Origin of the sequence: Collinsella sp. AF39-11AT (assembly GCF_003474585.1) — a bacterium.
GTDB lineage: Bacteria > Actinomycetota > Coriobacteriia > Coriobacteriales > Coriobacteriaceae > Collinsella.
Genome location: NZ_QROG01000002.1, coordinates 1 through 18,031 on the forward strand (window position 1 = coordinate 1; position 18,031 = coordinate 18,031).

Genomic DNA, 18,031 nt, shown 5'->3' on the forward strand with positions numbered 1-18,031 from the left:
GCCTATGCCGGAATCTCTCCCACAGAAACCACCGAAGAGCCTAAAAAGAGCATCCGCGCCCGGGCGCGCAAGGCCCGCAAGCACAAGGATGGTTTGCTGATGGTGCCGGTCTACTTTGTCGATCGTCCGGCGACAGACAGCCGCGATGGCGAGCAGGTGCGCATTGCCGTAAACGGCCAGACGGGCCGCGCGGCCGCGGTGGTGTTTAGCGACAAGCGCGAGACGCATGTGGTGGCGCCACTCAACCCGAGCCTGCATCTGTCCGGTGAAAGCACTGTGCATGCCACGCCCATCGAGGTCAAATACGTTAAATCACCCTTCCTATATCAGATCGTGCGCCGTGGAGGCGGCGAGCAACCGCGCCAGGTTACAGCCGCCGTCGAGGGTTCCTACCGAGAAGAGAAGCCCAAGCGCCGTGGTCTTCTGGGTGCGCTATTTGGGAAGTAGGGAGTAGTGCCGGGGTGTCGGGCTGCATCACAAGGTCATTAGATGAATTTAAAAGTGCTGGGAACGTGCTAACATTGCCGATAGCCTTAATCTTGCAAAAGCGGAGGTCGGATTATGGGTTTTGCCGATCAGCAGCTTCAGATTCAGATACCGTATTCTCCTGACGACACGTTTAATGCCTTGAAGGCAGCTATGGAAAAGCTACCTAAAGTAAAAGTTGATAGCGCATCGCCCACAACAAGAACAGTTGCAGCCGAGATTGGTATGAGCCTTTGGTCCTGGGGTGAAAATGTCAGTATTTCGGTTGTTCCAGTTGAAGGTGGATCTGGCGTTACTGTCAACTCGTCATCTAAGGTCAGGACAAACGTACTAAACGGGGGCAAAAATGCAAAGAATATTGCCGAGATAGTCGATGCCCTATCGAAGGAGCTCGAGCAGTATCCGCAGGTTTCACAGACTATTGAGACGCTGGTGGATAGTGGTGATGTAGTTGCAAGGCCCGAGAGACTTGCAGCGCTGCGTGATAGTGGAGTACTTACCGAGGAAGAGTTTGCTGCAGAAAAGGCGAAAATCCTTTCGTAGTTAGACACGATGGTTGGATTTGCATTCTGGTATTGAACTTGTTTATACCAGGCTGAAAACATCGTGTGGAATAAAAGTGCGCAGTAGCCTCGCCTTATACAGCAATAGGGACCTCTTTGGGGCGTCCCGCCTTTGGTGCGTCGGCGAGTCGTGCCTCGATGGAAGCTTTGGACACCATTCGCTTGGTGCCATCCTTCCATGAATCCAACAGTTCAGCATTTATCAGTTGCGATACTCTTGCCGAGCTAACGCCAAGCATGCGCGCGGCATCCGCTGCGGTGACGGCGGGGGTATCGTTGAGTTCGCAACTGACGGCCACGGCGATAATTTTGCCACCGTGCTGCGGCTCGTGGCCAAAGTCCGGCGCAGGCAGGTCGACGCCACCCATAAGGTGATCGTCGACCATACATGCGAGAAAATCAGCGGCGCTTTCGACGGCGTCGTTTAGGTCGGAGCCGAACGTCCCACCTCCGCCCAGCGAGCCACATGGCACAGCGTCGACGACGCCGTCCGAATCAAAGACTCGAATTCCCATGTCACCTAGCGCCTTCGTGCGGGATTCCCGAAGTGACTAAAATGTGACCATAGAGGCAGTTTTAGCGAACCCCATGGGAGTGACACGCATGGACAACAACACCTTGCTGTTTCAGGACAAGGGTTCGGGTAGGTTTAAAGACGTCAAGATCTACCCTAACCGTATCGAGGTGCTCAAGAAGGGCGCTTTCGGCGGCAAGCACACCGAGATTGTCTACCTTAAGGACATCACGGGCGTCAATAGAATCAAAGGCCGCGATGTTTTTCTGCGTAACAGGCTGTTGACTGCTTGCGTCTTTAGCCTGAGCAGCCGTGCGAAGGCCCAGGAGTTTGTTAACGTGCTGAATATGGTGATGTAGCCTATGGCGGCGTTCGGGCCAAGGTAAAAATTGGGGGCACAGAACGGTGTCCTGCGCCCCTCGTCGGGTCGATGTGTCCAAAAGGGTCGGCTTGCCTATTCGCTAGCGCCTTCGCTGTCTTCGCGATCGTTGGCAAGCATTGCCGCGCCGGCGACCGTTGTCGCCACGGCGGCAGCGGCGAGCCCGGCGACGATGCCAGAGCCGTCGCCCGTGCCGGCGAGCTTCTCGCCCGATTCCTTGCTCTTGTTGCCCTTGCCGTTCTTGTTGGCGCTGCCCGCGTTGGTGCCGGTGCCGGTGTTGCCTGCACCGTCCGCGTTGCCCGAAGTCGTCACAGTAAAGCTTGCGGCTCCGTCGGTGGCGAGCGTGTAGTTTTGCGCCGCGTCGCCCAACAGGCCTTTCGCACGCACCCAATACGTCCCCGCGGCAAATGCCTCATCCTCGGCCATTGCCGTGCCCGGAGCGCCGTTTGCATCGTGCATAAACTCGAGCTGGGCGGTGCAGGCATCGCCTTCGAGCTTGCCGTCGAGCGGCGCCGCGATCTTTGCGCGCACGTCCTCGCCGGCCTTAAGGCCCTCGAGCCCTTCAAAGTGGGGCGTCAATGCGCGCGGGTCGATATCGATGGGCACGGAACCCTGCAGTTCCGTAACGGTCTCGTTGCCCAGGGCGTCGACATCCACGTATTCGATAGCAAACGTGTTGCCCGAAGCTGCCACGTTGAGTACGTTACTGCTGTCGACAAGGCGGAAACGACCCTCGCCAACGGTCTTTCCATCCCGGAGTGAGGCATCGCTCAACGAGTCGCCGTATGTCATGCGCATACGGGTCGGGAGGTAGTACGAAACGGTCTGCTTGTGCTTCGCATCGTAATTGCGCTGGTAGATGCTTCGGGCCAGTGCCGCATCAACAAAGTCGGACGCAATGATGCCAATGTGCTTGAGGCAGTCCTCCTTTGTGCTCTCATTTCCGGTGCTGTTTATATACTGGCTCTTGTATAGATGCTCGTTGACCACTCGTGCTGCGGTAAAAGGATTGCTTCCTTGCTTGTAGTTCGTGCAGCTGGTGTAGTTGATACACCAGCTGTGCTCCAGGACCTTTACCTTGGCCCCGTCATTGTCCTCGACGTCCACCATGATGCGGGCGAGCTTGGTTGTCTCCTGCAGCGCCATATCGACCCAGCCGATTTTGTCGGTTCCTGTGCATTCGTAATGGTCCTGGGCGTATACCTTGGTGCAATAGGGCTCTTCGTCACCCGTTTTCCCCACGGCTTCAAAGCCCCGCTCGTCTCGAACGAGACACATGGAGGTGCTGTCGGTGTGTGCTGCGATTTTGTCGTCCCATTGGGTGAGGTCGAGGCCCCATGTGTGGCTGCTTACGCTGTTGCCGGCGAGCCCAAACCGACGCAGCAGGACGATCTTTCCGCGCACCTCGCCCAGCGTGGGGATGCGACTCGATGTGTAGAACAGGTCGGGGTTCTCATCCAAAACCTTGCCAAAGGCCGTCGTGAGGCTTTCGTTGGTAGCCTCGCCATTGCCCCGCGACACGAGCATGATGAGCGCTTCTGTCGGGTTTTCGCTCAAAAACGTATTGAAGTACCCGATGACATCGGAGAGATGCATAAAGTTCCCGTCTTTTTTGAGCAGGTAACAAGCTCCGTGGTCGATGCCGGGGTCGCCGTTCTCGTCGTTCTTTCCAAGTCGGATATCAAAGTAGCGAATGCCTTCGAGCAACTGCGTGGGGATGTAATCCTGCTGGCATTTTGCTTGGGAGGATTGGGGCTCGGTGTCATTGTCCACGCTGCAGGTGCCCGAATCGTGCGTGCCCGGGATGCTCAGTTCGTCGAGGAACTTGCTGTTGTCGACGTATTTCATCCAACAGGGCCCGTCGACGTAGCTGCTGTACGTGATCCAGTCGAGGCTGCTAACCGTGGCATCGTTCTTTTTCATATCGTAACCGATAAGTTCGAGCTCCCACGGAATGCTCTTACTCTTATGGCAGATCTTATTGTTGTCCTGGTCTTTGCCGTCCGATTCTATTGCCAGGTACTTAATGTCTTTTTTCTCGGTTTCTTTCTCGACCGTGCGGTCTCGGATGATATAGGTTCCGTTTGACTGGCGTTTAAACGCAAAAGCGCGGCTGGGCTTGTCGTCATACTCGCCACTCCATACGTGGATGACCTTTCCATCTTTGTCCGAGTCGTCGTCGACCGACCAAATGCTGTAGCCCGTCTTTTTATGCTCTTCGAAATTGAGCAAGGTGCGGATAGCATACCAGTTTGTATCGTCATTCTTGGTCGTTACGTTCTCAAGGATGAGCTTGTTGGACGTACCGTCATTAAACAGGTGGCAGACGTTGCCGCGAACGTTGCCGTCTTGGTTGACGCTCGCGGTGCGAAAATAGCCCGCGGGGCGAAGGCGAATGACGAAATTACCGAGGTGCTCCGCCGGTTTGGGCGTGTCGTCTGCAAATGCCGCTCGCAGGGGAATGCCCGGTGCCGCGGTTTCTGGCAGGCTTGCAAGCGGCGACAGCGCCGCAAGACCTAAGCCCAGCGTAAATGCTCGGCGGCTGATGGCATGGTGTTCGGTCATAACTCCTCCATTCGCAGCGTGCGGCTGTACGCTCGTTTTGGACACTATACTGCCCGGATGTCTAAACGTGTTGGCTTAATTGTCTGCGCGGTGCTATTAATCGGCGGGCGGACGCGTTGGGGCGCTTGTCTATTTGTGTTGCTACCGCGCTGGGGGTGGTTTTGCCGTCCGGCACCCTCGCGTTCGCCGGCTATCGGCATAAGAAAGGGAGGGCCGGCGAGCCGATCCTCCCTTAGTACGAAACGCTGGGGCACCGCCGCTTGTTGGCGCTGCGCTCGTGTTTTTCGTTGCGCTCGCGAGTCGCTTAGCGCTTAATCTCGATATCGTCGAGCTTAACATCCATGGCCTCGGTCTTGGCCTTGGCGATATCATCGGCAAATTCCAGAGACTTCATCATGGTTTCGACGGCATCCTTGTGCTCCTCGACGTTGTCGATGCGCACGTAGACGCTGCCGCCGCCTGCTTCGGTGAAGTACTCAGTCGTCACGCCGCCCGAGTGTGTATAGGAAGCGTTGCGCCAAGTCTTGCCGTTGTACTTGACGGGGTCATTCTCGGTCCACTCAAAGCTGGCATTCCACTTTGCCTCGTAGTCGAACAGCTCGTCGGCGTTCTTGTCAGGATCGAAGACGGGGATGAAGCGATCGCTGGCGTGCTCGCTCTCGGTGAACTTAAACTGGGCCCTGTCGGCGGTATCGCCTGCGACGTCGGTGACCTCGACGCCCTCGGGGACCTCGACCTTAAACCAGATGAAGTCGGTCCTCATATCCACGGCTGGCTTTTCCGCACCGCCACCGCTGCCGGTAGCTCCACCGCTTCCGCCACAGCCCACCAGGGCAACTGCGGCAAAGAGACTCATGCAGAGGGTGAGAATCGCAAAGGCCTTCTTTTTCATGGTCGTGTCCTCCTCGATCTGTAACCGCCCATGGATTACCTGCCTTTACTGTACGCGCGGACGGCTCGCTAGGGTGGGCCATGTGTCCCATTCTGGGTGCCGGATTTGCGCCGTTAAGTGGCAATATGCGCGGGCGCAAAAGAGGGGAGGGCCGGTGCCGACGCCTATCGTTCGTCATAGAAATCCGCGATGGCCAGGTGTGCTGACGCTTATGTGCTTATGGGCTAGACTTAGCATCATTACGTGTTTGATGCGGTTGGCCGGCGGTTGCCGCCCGACCGATCTATATGACTTGAAGGTGCATGCGTATGAGCCAAGAGATGATGGACAAGACCTGTCGCGGGTTTGCCGAGGCGCTGGCCGCGCGCGAGCCGGTTCCCGGCGGTGGCAGCGCGAGCGCCTTTGTGGGCGCGCTGGGCGCCTCGCTGTGTGGAATGGTTGCCCGCTACGGTGCGACCAATCCCGCGCTTGCTGATCGTGCGGATGACCTGACGCGCGCGTTTGCCCAGGCTGATGAGCTGGCCCAGGAGCTTGTCGAGTTGGTTTCCGAGGACGTTCGTGCCTACAGGCGGGTGTCCGCGGCGTACGGTATTCCGCGTGACGATCCGGCTCGAGCGACCGCGATTCAGGATGCGCTGCATGTGGCAGCCATGCCGCCGTATCGCATTATGGATGCCTGCGGGCGCGCACTGGCGCTGCTCGAGGACATGGCCGATAAGGGTTCGCGTCAGCTGCTGTCCGATGTGGCGTGCGGCGCCGTGTTCTGCCGTGCCGCTATGCAGGGCGCGAGTTTGACGCTCTTTGCGAACACCACGTCTATGAAGGATCGCGCTCGTGCTGAGGAGCTCGAGACGGCGTGTGATGAGTTGCTCGACACATGGTTGCCGCGCGCCGATGCGCTGGCGCGCCGCGCCTCCGACGCTGCAAGGAAGAGGGGATAGCCATGGCTGAACTGCTGAAGGGTGCTCCCGTTGCTCGCGCTTTGACCGTGGAACATGCTGCTCGCTGCGCAGCCCTGCGCGAGCGCGGCGTTGTTCCGACGCTGGCCATCGTGCGTGTGGGCGAGCGCGAGGACGACCTGTCCTACGAGCGCGGCGCCCTCAAGCGCTGCGAAAAGGTTGGCATTGAGGCTCGCCGCATTTTGCTTCCCGCCGATGTTTTGCAGGACGAGTTGTTGGCCGCCATCGAGGACATCAATGCCGACCCCGCTGTTCATGGCTGCCTGATGTTTCGTCCGTTGCCCGCTGGGCTTGACGAGGATGCGGTTGCCGCGGCACTCGATCCCGCCAAGGATGTTGACTCCATGACGCCGGCCTCGCTGCTTACCACGCTTTCGGGGCGAGGCGAGGGCTTTGCTCCCTGCACGGCCGAGGCTGTGTTGGCGTTGCTGGACCATTACGACGTTGAGCTGGATGGGGCCAAGGTCGCGGTCGTCGGTCGATCGCTGGTGATTGGCCGTCCCGTTGCCGCCATGCTTACGGCTCGCAATGCCACGGTAACGACGTGCCATACGCATACGCGTGACTTGACTGCCGAGTGCCGTGCGGCTGATATTATGGTTGCGGCCGTTGGACGCGCGCGCACGATTGGCGCGGATGCGGTTCGCGATGGCCAGACGATTATCGATGTTGGCATTAATTGGGACGAGGCCGCTGGCAAGCTGGTCGGGGACGTTGATTTTGATGCTGCAGAGCCGGTTGTTGGTGCCATTACTCCCGTGCCGGGCGGCGTGGGGGCTGTGACCACCGCGATTCTCGCCAAGCACGTGATTGAGGCGGCGGAGCGCGCATCGAAATAGGCGTTTTTGACCACAGAGGTTGCCGAGGTCGCGGTTTCGCCCTTTTTGTGCCGAAGCGATACACTGTTGCCGTTTGATTTCTTCGCTCAAGGAGGATGCGCATGCCGTGCACAACGATTTTGGTTGGTAAGAACGCGAGCTACGACGGGTCGACCCTGGTCGCGCGTAACGAGGACTCGTCCAACGGGGTGTTTGAGCCCAAGCGTATGCGCGTGGTGCATCCCGACGAACAGCCGCGCGTCTACACGAGCGTCCTGAGTCACCTGACCGTTGAACTGCCCGATAACCCCATGCGCTACACGAGCGTCCCCGATGTTGTCCCGGGCCACGGCATCTGGGCCGAGGCCGGTTTCAACGAGCTCAATGTGGGCATGTCCGCAACCGAGACGCTCACCACCAACGAGCGCGTTCGCGGCGCCGACCCGCTCGTCGACTACGTGCCCGCCAAGGGCAACGAGGACGAGGACGGCTATGTTCCGGCGCAGCCCGGCGGTCTGGGCGAGGAGGACATGGTGACCCTGGTGCTGCCATATGCCAAATCCGCCCGCGACGGCGTACGCATTCTGGGTGACCTGCTCGAGCGTTATGGCACCTACGAGAACAACGGCATCGCCTTTAGCGACGTGGACGAGATCTGGTGGCTCGAGACCATCGGCGGTCACCACTGGATCGCCAAGCGCGTGCCTGACGACGCCTATGTGACCATGCCCAACCAGCTGGGTATCGACAGCTTTGACCTGGATGACGCCGAGGGCGCCCAGGCCGATCACATGTGCTCCGCCGACCTGCGCGCTTGGATGGCCGAGTGGCATCTGGACCTGACGCTGGGCGTCGAGGGCGACGGTCCGGCCGCGGTCTTCAACCCGCGCGAGGCCTTTGGCTCGCACAGCGACAGCGACCACGTCTACAACACGCCGCGCGCCTGGTATATGCAGCGCTGCCTTAACCCCAGCGATGTGTGGGACGGTCCCGAGGCCGACTACACGCCCGAGAGCGACGATATTCCCTGGAGCCGCGTGCCCGAGCGCAAGGTGACCATCGAGGACATCAAGTACGTACTCTCGAGCCACTACCAGGGCACGGAGTACGACTGCTACGGCAGCAAGGGCACGCCCGCCACGCGTGGCGCCTATCGCCCCATCGGCATCAACCGCAACAGCCAGCTCGCTGTGCTGCAGCTGCGCCCCTATGCGCATCCGGCCTACCGCGCCGTGCAGTGGATGGCCTTTGGCTCCAACTCGTTTAACGCGCTGGTTCCGCTGTACGCCAACGTCGAGACCATGCCCGAGCACTTTGCCGACACGCAGGCTCGCGTGACGTCCGAAAACTTCTACTGGGCCAACCGCCTGATCGGCGCGCTGGCCGACGTCCGCTTCCATGAGTGCGGCCGCGCAGTCGAGGATTATCAGGAGAAGGTCGGCGGCATGGGCCACAAGCAGATTCATGACGTCGACGCCGCCGTAGCTACCCTGCCCGAGGCCGAGGTGCCTGCCGAGCTCGCCCGCGCCAACGAGGAGTTTGCCGAGCGTGTTCGTGTAGAAACCGATGCCCTGTTGGGCAAGGTGCTCTATACCACGAGCTGCGCCATGAAGAACTCTTTCGCGATGAACGACAACGTGAGGTAGGGATCTCCCGTCGATCGAATAGCGCTAAAACGCTTTGTCGCTTTCACTCAATCTTGGGTACAAGAACGCCAATGCAGTTGTTTGTGATTGGAGACAACCATGGTTATGAAACTCGATCAGCTTGTTAACGGCGCCATCAACGTGGGCTTCGGCGCCGCCGCCGTTGCCATCGAGGGTAGCAAGAAGGTCCTCGACGACCTCAACACCAAGGGTGAGCAGGTGCGCAAGGACGCAGGTGCTCCCGATATCGCCCGCAGTGTGTCCGACATGTTCGAGCAGGCCGGTGGCACCATCTCCGACCTGACCGAGCGTCTGGGTATGCAGGGCGAGACCGCGGCCCAGCGCGTGCTTGACGAGCTCATTCTGGCTCGCGTCCGCGTCATGACCGCCCCCGAGCGCACGGCCTTCCTGGCCCATGTGCGCGACATCGTCGATTCAGTCGAGGACAACGTGACCTCGGTGCCCGTCGAGTCCGTTGAGCCCGACGATGCGAAGGATACCGAAGAGGCCGAGTAGCAGCGCAGATGGCAGATTCCACCACCGATTACAACAATCTAGATCCCTTGGGTGACGAGGCGGCGGTTGTCGATGAGGTCGATGCCGCCGTCTCGGGCGCTCGCAAGAAGCCGCGCGCTGTCGATATGGTCCCCGAGGAGCCCGACGCGATGGCGCCGGATGAAGAATACCAGCTCACGCCGGCGGGTCGCCGCGAGCGCATCGGGCAGATTGTTCGCCTGGTCAAAAAGTACCGCGTGTGGGACAACCTCACGCCGGTTCGTTTGCGCCGCCTGCTCGAGGAACTCGGCCCCATGTTCGTCAAGATGGGGCAGATTCTGGCTAACCGGTCCGAGATTCTGCCGCAACGCTTTTGCGACGAGCTGCGTCGTCTGCGCTCCGACGTGGAGCCGGTGCCGTACGAGGTCGTACTCAGTTGTCTGGAAGAAGAATACGGCCTGCGCCTGGGGGAGATGTTCGACGCGATCGATCCCAACCCGCTTGGTAGCGCATCGCTCGCGCAGGTGCACCGCGCTCGCCTGGTGACGGGCGAGGACGTGGCCGTTAAGGTGCAGCGCCCCGGTGCGCAGCAGGTTATGGCACAGGACATCGATATCATCCGCTCGGTTGTGCGTATCGTTTCCAAGTTCGTCAACACCGATCAATTCGTTGACCTGCACGGCGTAGTCGAGGAGTTGTGGACCTCGTTTCGCGAGGAGACCAACTTTTTGGCCGAGGCCAAAAACCTCAACGACTTCTACGAGTTCCATAAGAGCGTTCATGGCGTGGGGTGCCCTAAATCCTATCTGGACCTGTGCACTGAGCACGTGGTGGTCATGGATTACGTCGACGGCATTTCGATCGCCGATCCTGAACGCTTGGTGGCCGAGGGCTATGACTTGGAAAAGATCGGTGCTGCAATCGTCGAGGACTACTCGACGCAGGTGCTCGACGACGGCTTTTTCCATGCCGACCCGCATGCGGGAAACATCATCCTCAAGGACGGCATTGTCTACTTTATCGACTTGGGCATGGTCGGACGCATGTCGAGCCACGATCGTGGCATCGTCAAGGACATGATTTTCGCCGTGGCCGAGGGCGACGTGCCCAAGCTCAAGGATTCGCTCATGCGCTTTGCCGTGACGCGTGGCGATTCGGGCGAGCTCGATCATTCGGCCTTTTTGTCCGATTTGGACTTTATCGTGGCTGACTTTGCGGGCCTTGACCTGAAGGACCTTGATATCGGCGAGTTTTTGACCTCGCTGCTCAATCTGGCGCGCAAAAATGACGTTGAGCTGCCGAGTGTGGTCACGATGTTCGCCCGCGGCATGGTGACGCTCGAGGGCCTGCTGACCGAGTACATGCCCAACGTCAACATGATCCAGATCATCCAGACGCACATCAAAAACGAGAAGAGCACCTATGTGCGCGTCCGCGAAATGGGGCGCGATCTTGCCGCGAGCAGCTATCGCGCAGCAAAAGGCTCGCTCGAGGCGGCCGAGTATCTGGGCTTGGCATCGCGCATGCTCACGCGCGGCCAGCTTAAGGTGAACACGCAGATCATGAGCAGCGATAAGGCGCTGCGACAGCTGGGTGGAATTATCGACCGCATGTCGATGGCAATTGTGATTGCCGGCCTGTTTATCGGCTCGTCGGTGGTGTACTACGCGCGCATCGAGCCGGTTGTGTTTGGTATCCCGGTCATTGGCTTTATGGGCTACGTCAGCGCACTGGTGCTGGCGCTTATGCTGGGCCGCAATATCTGGCTCAACAGTCACGGCGGCAAGCACTAGAGGCCGCGACCGTCACCGCATTTTCCTATCGCAAACAATAGCTTTTACCTTGGGCTTCGCCTGCGTGCGAGGCCCTTTTGCGTGATACCATTTTGACGGTAACAATCGATGGCCTAGATGGTGGTGCGGAGACGCATGAATACGCGGTTTACCTGCGCGTTTGGGAGAATTGGGATGCAAGTCCCCGGCTGTACCAGTAACCGTAATTCCTCTTGGCTCGGGATGTTCGCGTCGCAGATCGGACGACGTGCCCGAGTCGTTAAGGTTAAGTCGGATCGCCTCCCATCTTGCATGCGGCTGCGGCGTATGCCGCCGGTGTGCATAGGGCTCTGGAGGGAAGGGGGACCCCGGTGGGGGAACTCGAGCGCAACATGCGCGATGACGTGGGGCAACCTCAAGGCAACGCTCCAAGTACAGACAATGGGAGGCAAATGGATATGTTTGTGGACGAGCGCCAGCGCGTCTCGTGGCGTCGTCATGGAGCGATTGCCCGTGGCGTAGCCAAGCGCGGTCTGGTGGCGTTCCTGGCTTTTGCCATGGCTTTTGGCACCACGCCGGCGCAACTTTGGGCCGAGGGCGCCGAGGGCATTGCCGAGGCTGTGGCCCAGGCTGCGACGGGCGGCGAGGGCGCGGCGGCCGACGATGACGCTGCTGCCGGCACCGGCGCGAACAGTGCGGCGGCGAGCGCTGCTGCCGATGACGCCGGCGCAGATCAGGGCGCAACTGCGAGTGCCGCGAATGGCAATGGCACCGCTGCAGACAACGCGACTGAGTCCGAGAACTCCGCTGCGGCGTCTGCTGCTTCGGAGCAGAAGAACGCCGTTGCCGCCGCGTCCGCCACAACGCTTTCGAGCGAGGCCAAGGTCTTCATCCAGGACACCAAGGATAAGGACAACTCCTATTCCACGAAGTCGGGCGCGCTCAGCGCGGGCGATACGCTCTGGGCAAATATGTACGATGAGGTCGAGGACGACTGGTACGGCACTTCGACTGAGTCCGTTGCCAATCCCGGCACCTGGACTTACACCTGGCTCGCCGGCACGACCAGGGCCAGCAGCAATGTCGCCGACTACACCGAGGTCGTAGGCCACGAGCAGTCGCTCACCGTCAGCGCCGCGATGGAAGGCAAATACTTCATCTGCAAGGTAACGGTTGATGGCAAGGATTACTTCGGCCCCTCGGTTTCGTACGGCTCGGGCATTAACCCCAACTACATCCCCGGCCCCGTGCTGGGCGCCGGCCAAATGGAGCTTTACAGCGTCAAGCTGAGTAGCGACGTGCCGAGCATAGGCGATACCCTGACGGCGACTCCGTACAAGGATTGGTCGAGCCCCGCGGGGTCTGACGCCAAGGTCACCTACACCTGGTCCGCTTCCACCTCTTCCTCCTCGGGCTTTACCAAGATCGAGGGCGAGACGGGCGCTACGCTCGTGGTGGGCGACGACCTCGAGGGCAAGTACATTAAGGTTGAGGCCACTGCCGGCGTCAACACGGTGAGCAAGACCACTTCCAGCAAGGTCAAACAGGCCGGTGCGGTCGAGATTTCGGCCGTGTCCATCATCAATACCAAGGACAACACGAGCGTCTTTGCGGTGGGGGATACCGCTAAGGCTCGCGCCAAGGAGAAGGGCGGCGCGTACGGCGCGTTCGTCGACGCAAGCAAGCTCAACTATCAGTGGCAGTGCTCTGACACCAAGAGTGGCACGTATACCGACATTGCGGGTGCCACGGGGGAGACCCTCGAGCTAACCGACGCTTTGGGCGGCAAGTACCTCAAGTGCAAGGTGTCCTCGAAGATCGGCTCTTCGAGCTTGACCAACTCGACGGGCGCTCTCGTTGCGGCTACCGGTTCAATTAATGTCACGAGCGTGACTATGAGCCCGACTTCGGGCAAAGTCGAGGTTGGTTCCACGATTACGGCGACCGCCAAGGCGGGCTCCACCGACGTTACCTCCGACTCGCATGTCACGTGGCAGTGGTACAAGGGCAAGTCGAATACCGCCAACTCGTGCAACACGCCTATCGAGGGTGAGACCGGTAACACCCTGACGGTGACCGCCGCCCTTAAGGGCTGGTACGTCGTGGCCAAGGCCAACGGCGGCTATGGCGAGCAGAAGCCGTACTATGCGGCGGGTCCTGTCTCCGTCGCTGGCCAAGTTGAGCTTTACGACGTGCAGTTCGAGGGCTCTCCCGCCACCAACGGCGTACGTGTGGGTGATACGCTCAAGACTAAGGTGCGCAAAAAGGACGGCTCCAACTATCACTATATCGACCGCACCGATAACGTGACCTACCAGTGGCAGTATGCAAACAGCAGCTCGAGCTACGACTCCGCCTATACCGATATCCCCGGTGCTACCAAGGCCACCTATACCGTTGATGCCGCCTATGCCGGCAAGTATCTGCGCGTGAAGGTGACGAGCGAAAACACCGTTTCCAGCACGCAGAAGAAGAGCTCCTACGGCGGCACGCAGTCCGTTGCCCCGCTCGGCCCCGTGACGCTTAAGGGCCAGTACAAGCTGGCGGGCATTGAGCTTGCCGATAAGAACGTTACGCTCAGCGTGGGCTCAAAGATCACACCGAGCGTGCAGGTTCCGGGTAGCTGGTCGGGCTCGACCAAGGACGTGCCCGAGGATGCCGAACTCACCATGGCGTGGTATGCCAAGGGCGAGGGCGATGCCGATTGGACCGAGCTCACCGACGGCATCGATACGACCGATGGCAGCCTGACTCTTACGGATGCGCTTGTCGGCAAGAAGATCAAGGTTACGGCGAGCGCTCTCGACAACACGGTTGAATGGGTTTCGTCGGACAGCGTTACCGCGGCGGGGGAGTATAACCTGCTGCGCGTGACCACTACGCCGCAGATCAATAGCGATTCGACCCATCTCGTCTCGGGCGATAGCGTCAAGGCGACGGCGCAGGCCAAGCGCGCCGACGGTTCGGCCACCAACGGTATCGATGTCACCGACCAGGCGACTGTTGCCTGGTATGCGGCCGACGACGCGAAGACTCCGGCGGCCGACTGGACGCTGCTGCCCGATATGTCGGGCGCCGAGGCGACGGTCTCGGCATCTGCTGCTGGCAAGTATCTGAAGGCTGTCGCCACGAGCGGTAGCTCGACGGTCGAGCTCGTCTCCGCCAACAAGGTTATCGCCGCGGGTTCGCTCGAGGCTGCAGTCCAAAAGCTCAACGATGCCAATAAGCAGATCGTTGTTGATTACAGCGCCAAGGGCGGCAACGTCAACGATGTTCTGAAGGCGCAGCTTGCCGATCTGGGATTTACCGACGTTGACGTTAGGGTCTCCGAGGGCGGCGTTGCCTTTAAGGCTGAGGATGACAAGGCCACGGTCGGTATCTCCGACGCCCAGGATAAGACCAACGGCGATGTGACGTTCTTCTTCATTGACCCCAACGATTACACTGGTTACAACATCGACGGTCTGCGTAGTGCCGATGTGGTGTTTGAGCTGTCGCGTGACGGCGAGAAGACCGAGTATTACCTGCCCAACAAGTCCGTGCAGGTTGCTTGGGACGAGGCTAAACTGCAAGACCTTCTTGACGGAGCCGCCGAATCCCTGCAGATTGGCTACGCGGCGGGCGAGTCCGCCGATAGCGTGACCCAAAATGTCACGCTTCCGTACAAGGCGGGTTCCGCAAAGAAATTCTCTGTTGAATGGACAAGCTCCGACACCGAGCGCCTGTTTGTTTCTGGTTATAGCTGGGAAGATAAGACGGGTAAGGTTTCGCGCGCATCGAGCGATCGAGACGTGACGCTGACCGCCAAGGTTACGGTTACGAGCGGCGACATCAAGCTTGCCGGCTCGCACGACTTTGTCGTGACGGTCAAGGGTGATCCCGAGAAGGTCGCCGCCGACAAGAAGGCGCTCCAGGAGAAGGTCGATGCGGCCTTTACCTACGACAACATCAAGTACTCCGGCACCAAAACGGTTGCGGATAAAGACGGCCTAACCGCCGACCTGCAGATGCCGCGCACGAGCACGCTCAATATCGACGGCAAGTACTTCGAGGTCAAGTACTCCGCCAGCACCGATGACATTACGTTCAACGGCTACAAGGGCACGGTCTATCAGCCGCTGCCTGGCACCGAGGCAGCGAAGACCAAGATCACCCTCACGGTGACCGATAAGTCCAACGCCGAGGTCACGGCAAGCAAGACCCTCGACTTTGCGATTGCCCCGCAGGACCAGAACGAGCTTGATGCTGAGCTGTTCCATCTGAGCCTTGCAAAGTCAACATTCTCTCAGGGTATTCTTGACGGTCAGGATGCCTCCAATGTGACGGGGAACCTGCATGCGCCGTTGAAGGTGTACGGTCAGGGATATGCGGTTAACTGGTGCTATACCAGCGAAGAGGCCGCTGGCCATTATGGCATTGTGTTTAGCGAACTTCCTGGTGGTACGGAGAATACCTATCGTTTGCTCAAGTCGAGCAAGCCGAGCGTAATCTCGCACGAGAATCTTCTGTTTACGCAACCTGAGTACAACGCGAAGGTTACAATCAGCGGCCGTCTGAAGAGTGAGCGTTTTGCCCGTTATGCCGAGCGCTATCCCGACAATTCGGACTACGCGGTACTTGCCGGCTTGGATGTTTCTGCGACGGTAAACGTCAAGGGAACGACGGGGCTCGACAACCCGAACGAGGGCAAGACCATTACGGTGACGGCCAAGGTCACGGGTGTTTCCGCAAGTGACGCCGGCGGCAACTACACCGAGCAATCGGTGGTGCCCTTGACCGAGCTTACGCTTCCCGCCGACGAAGACACGACAGCCGAGTCGGTGCTCGAGCAGCTTATGACGGCTGCCGGTTGTACGAACCTCGAAGCAAATGCATGGGGTCTTACGAGTGCGACGATGCCCGATGGCCGCGTGCTGAGCACAACGAGCGCCGCGCCGTATAGCTACTGGTCGTTCTTTGTAAACAATGGGTATGCGAGCGTCGGTGCCCCGAGCTATTTCCTTAAGAACGGCGATTGCGTCGAGTTCCGTTATGTTAAGGGTGACGGCACGCAGAAGCCCACAACGGCTCCTGCTACCAATCCCGAGACGGAGCATCCTGATGTCGATGTCTCGTGGAATGGCTTTGCAAACGGCAGCTCCGCCTCGGCGGCTGATGCTCTGACGCCCACTACGAAGACCGATACGCCTTCCTGGGCGCTCAACCTTTTGACCGAAGAACAGCAGAAGGCGGGCGCAAACGCTTCTGCTTCCGATCCGCTTGTCGCGAACGGAAAGGTGTACCTTGTCACGGGCGCTTCGGTATGGGGCGGAAAGACATGGAATGCCGTTCTGAACGAGATCGACCCTGAGACGGGTTCCGTCGTGCGATCCCTTGAGCTTGGCTCATCTATGGATAGCACGTGCCGTCCTGTTGTCGCGCAAGGCATCATTCTGATTCCGCTTTCCGGCGGTTACCTGCAGGCTGTTTCGGCGAAAACGTTTGAGACGCTTTGGTATTCCGATGCCTTTACGAAACAGAACCTGTCTTCGCTGACCGTTGACGGTGATTACGTCTATATCAATACTCTTGATTATTGGTCTGGTGAAGACGTGCAAAACGGCACTATCAAGCGCATCAATATTCATACGGGTGCAGTTGCCGGCAGTGCCTCCGTTACCGATGGCGGCTTCTATTGGTCTGGCGGCCTGATGGTCAACGGCTATTATGTCGTTGGCGGTGACTATGGCCAGGTGCGCGTGTATTCCGCCGATCTGTCAAAGCTTGTCGGTTCGATTAAGCTCGCTGGGGGCAATATCCGTTCTGCGCTTGTTGAGCACGACGGGTTTGTGTATGCTGTCACGCGTGATAACGGTACCCTGCATAGGCTGACGATTGGCTCCGACGGCTCCCTCGCTGAAGTTGCTCAAGCGCAGTTTGCCGCATATTCGACTTCGACACCCGTATTTAGCGGGAACTATGCGTTCGTCAACGGCAAGACCACGAACGACTGGAAGGGCAAAGGCCTGCTTTCGATTGTCGACCTGTCCGATATGAGCGTGAAGCAGATCACGAAGGCTGACGGCGCAGAGCTTGGCTTTGAGTCTAAGAGTACGCCGCTCGTTTCGACGCGCGACGGCGAGACGTATGTGTACTTTACTTTGAACGGCGCCAAGGGAAACTGGCCCAACTACACTTCGGGTGGCGGCGTGTATATGTACAAGCTGGGCGATGCCGAGGCGACTGAAGTGTTTGTCCCCGGTTCCGGTTATGCCAACTACTGCATGGCATCGGTTGTTTGCGACAAGTTCGGTAACCTTTACTACACGAATGACTCTTGCCATCTGTTCTGCGTGAAGTCTCAGGCCCATCGTGTGAAGTTCGATACACAGGGGGGATCGTCGATTGACGACCAGACTCCCGCCTCGGGTTCGACGGTTGCCAAACCTGCCGACCCGACGCGCGAGGGCTACACCTTCGCCGGCTGGTTCTCCGATGCCGCCTGCACTAAGGCGTACGATTTCGCGACTGCGGTGACGGCGGATATGACGCTGTATGCCAAGTGGGTCAAGTATCCCGCCGACAATAACGGTGGCAACGGCAACTCCAATGGTAATGCGGGCGGCTCTGGCAATGGTGCCAACTCCGGCAACGGAACGAGCGGCCAGCAGGGCGGCGGCGCCGTTGCTCCGGGCCAGACGCCGGTCTCCACGACCACCACGACCGAGACCAAGGACGGCAAGGATTCCAAGAAGGATTCCGACAAGAAGGACAGGAAGTCCGACAAGAAGAACGACAAGTCCGACACGGGCTCGTCCGCTTCGACCGCTGCCAAAAAGTCCTCTGAGGTTTCTGCGCAGGAGTCTGGCTTCAACCCGCTCGCCATTGTTGGCGTGGCGGCTGGCGTTATTGGTCTCGCCGTCATCGGCGTGTTCGCACTCACCAAGCGTCGGTAGGTGAGGG

The 18,031-nt window shown here is 59.3% G+C and carries 12 protein-coding genes; 9 read left to right on the forward strand and 3 right to left on the reverse strand.

From position 1 onward, the window contains the following. Positions 1-447, forward strand: a 447-nt coding sequence (locus DW037_RS10545) for a hypothetical protein (protein WP_199578290.1), incomplete at its 5' end; no start/stop codon positions are given. 114 nt (positions 448-561) lie between these two features. Beyond that, positions 562-1,029: an SHOCT domain-containing protein gene (locus DW037_RS10660; RefSeq protein WP_117583978.1), complete on the forward strand. Its 468-nt coding sequence runs from the start codon at positions 562-564 to the stop codon at positions 1,027-1,029. 94 nt (positions 1,030-1,123) lie between these two features. Here DW037_RS10660 and DW037_RS01270 read toward each other — a convergent pair whose 3' ends face one another. After that, on the reverse strand, positions 1,124-1,564 hold the full coding sequence (locus DW037_RS01270; RefSeq protein ID WP_117583979.1) for a helix-turn-helix domain-containing protein: 441 nt from the start codon (positions 1,562-1,564) through the stop codon (positions 1,124-1,126). A gap of 88 nt (positions 1,565-1,652) precedes the next feature. Between DW037_RS01270 and DW037_RS01275 the strand changes: the two genes are divergently transcribed. Then, a complete protein-coding gene (locus DW037_RS01275) occupies positions 1,653-1,922 on the forward strand; it encodes a hypothetical protein (RefSeq protein WP_117583980.1) in 270 nt (89 codons plus the stop codon). A gap of 95 nt (positions 1,923-2,017) precedes the next feature. Here DW037_RS01275 and DW037_RS01280 read toward each other — a convergent pair whose 3' ends face one another. Next, a complete protein-coding gene (locus DW037_RS01280) occupies positions 2,018-4,507 on the reverse strand; it encodes a phosphatidylinositol-specific phospholipase C (RefSeq protein WP_118372652.1) in 2,490 nt (829 codons plus the stop codon). Between the two features lie 304 nt (positions 4,508-4,811). Then, complete coding sequence (locus DW037_RS01285; protein WP_117583982.1) at positions 4,812-5,399, reverse strand: hypothetical protein; 588 nt, start codon at positions 5,397-5,399, stop codon at positions 4,812-4,814. 308 nt (positions 5,400-5,707) lie between these two features. On the opposite strand from DW037_RS01285, the gene DW037_RS01290 reads away from it, so the two are divergent. The 6 genes from DW037_RS01290 (at position 5,708) to DW037_RS01315 (ending at position 18,024) form a co-directional block, all read left to right on the forward strand. Beyond that, the gene (locus DW037_RS01290) at positions 5,708-6,340 is read left to right on the forward strand and encodes a cyclodeaminase/cyclohydrolase family protein (protein WP_158551663.1); all 633 of its coding nucleotides are present in this window, start codon (positions 5,708-5,710) and stop codon (positions 6,338-6,340) included. 2 nt (positions 6,341-6,342) lie between these two features. Beyond that, positions 6,343-7,197, forward strand: a complete 855-nt coding sequence (locus tag DW037_RS01295) for a bifunctional 5,10-methylenetetrahydrofolate dehydrogenase/5,10-methenyltetrahydrofolate cyclohydrolase (protein WP_117583984.1) — start codon at positions 6,343-6,345, stop codon at positions 7,195-7,197. A gap of 101 nt (positions 7,198-7,298) precedes the next feature. Further along, positions 7,299-8,822, forward strand: coding sequence for a C69 family dipeptidase (locus DW037_RS01300; RefSeq protein WP_118372653.1), 1,524 nt, complete (start codon positions 7,299-7,301; stop codon positions 8,820-8,822). A gap of 99 nt (positions 8,823-8,921) precedes the next feature. Next, on the forward strand, positions 8,922-9,338 hold the full coding sequence (locus tag DW037_RS01305; protein WP_118372654.1) for a hypothetical protein: 417 nt from the start codon (positions 8,922-8,924) through the stop codon (positions 9,336-9,338). Between the two features lie 8 nt (positions 9,339-9,346). Further along, positions 9,347-11,110, forward strand: a complete 1,764-nt coding sequence (locus DW037_RS01310; RefSeq protein ID WP_118372655.1) for an AarF/ABC1/UbiB kinase family protein — start codon at positions 9,347-9,349, stop codon at positions 11,108-11,110. 431 nt (positions 11,111-11,541) lie between these two features. Then, entirely contained in the window at positions 11,542-18,024 is a 6,483-nt protein-coding gene (locus DW037_RS01315) for an InlB B-repeat-containing protein (RefSeq protein WP_158571895.1), read from the forward strand. The last annotated feature ends 7 nt before the right edge of the window (positions 18,025-18,031 follow it).

What these genes read in the sequence shown, in the direction of transcription:
- DW037_RS01275 (WP_117583980.1), top strand. Translation starts at nt 1,653, where the DNA reads ATGGACAACAACACCTTGCTGTTTCAGGACAAGGGTTCGGGTAGGTTT.
- DW037_RS01270 (WP_117583979.1), bottom strand. Translation starts at nt 1,564, where the DNA reads ATGGGAATTCGAGTCTTTGATTCGGACGGCGTCGTCGACGCTGTGCCA.
- DW037_RS01300 (WP_118372653.1), top strand. Translation starts at nt 7,299, where the DNA reads ATGCCGTGCACAACGATTTTGGTTGGTAAGAACGCGAGCTACGACGGG.
- DW037_RS01310 (WP_118372655.1), top strand. Translation starts at nt 9,347, where the DNA reads ATGGCAGATTCCACCACCGATTACAACAATCTAGATCCCTTGGGTGAC.
- DW037_RS01285 (WP_117583982.1), bottom strand. Translation starts at nt 5,399, where the DNA reads ATGAAAAAGAAGGCCTTTGCGATTCTCACCCTCTGCATGAGTCTCTTT.
- DW037_RS01305 (WP_118372654.1), top strand. Translation starts at nt 8,922, where the DNA reads ATGGTTATGAAACTCGATCAGCTTGTTAACGGCGCCATCAACGTGGGC.
- DW037_RS01290 (WP_158551663.1), top strand. Translation starts at nt 5,708, where the DNA reads ATGAGCCAAGAGATGATGGACAAGACCTGTCGCGGGTTTGCCGAGGCG.
- DW037_RS01295 (WP_117583984.1), top strand. Translation starts at nt 6,343, where the DNA reads ATGGCTGAACTGCTGAAGGGTGCTCCCGTTGCTCGCGCTTTGACCGTG.
- DW037_RS01280 (WP_118372652.1), bottom strand. Translation starts at nt 4,507, where the DNA reads ATGACCGAACACCATGCCATCAGCCGCCGAGCATTTACGCTGGGCTTA.
- DW037_RS01315 (WP_158571895.1), top strand. Translation starts at nt 11,542, where the DNA reads ATGGATATGTTTGTGGACGAGCGCCAGCGCGTCTCGTGGCGTCGTCAT.
- DW037_RS10660 (WP_117583978.1), top strand. Translation starts at nt 562, where the DNA reads ATGGGTTTTGCCGATCAGCAGCTTCAGATTCAGATACCGTATTCTCCT.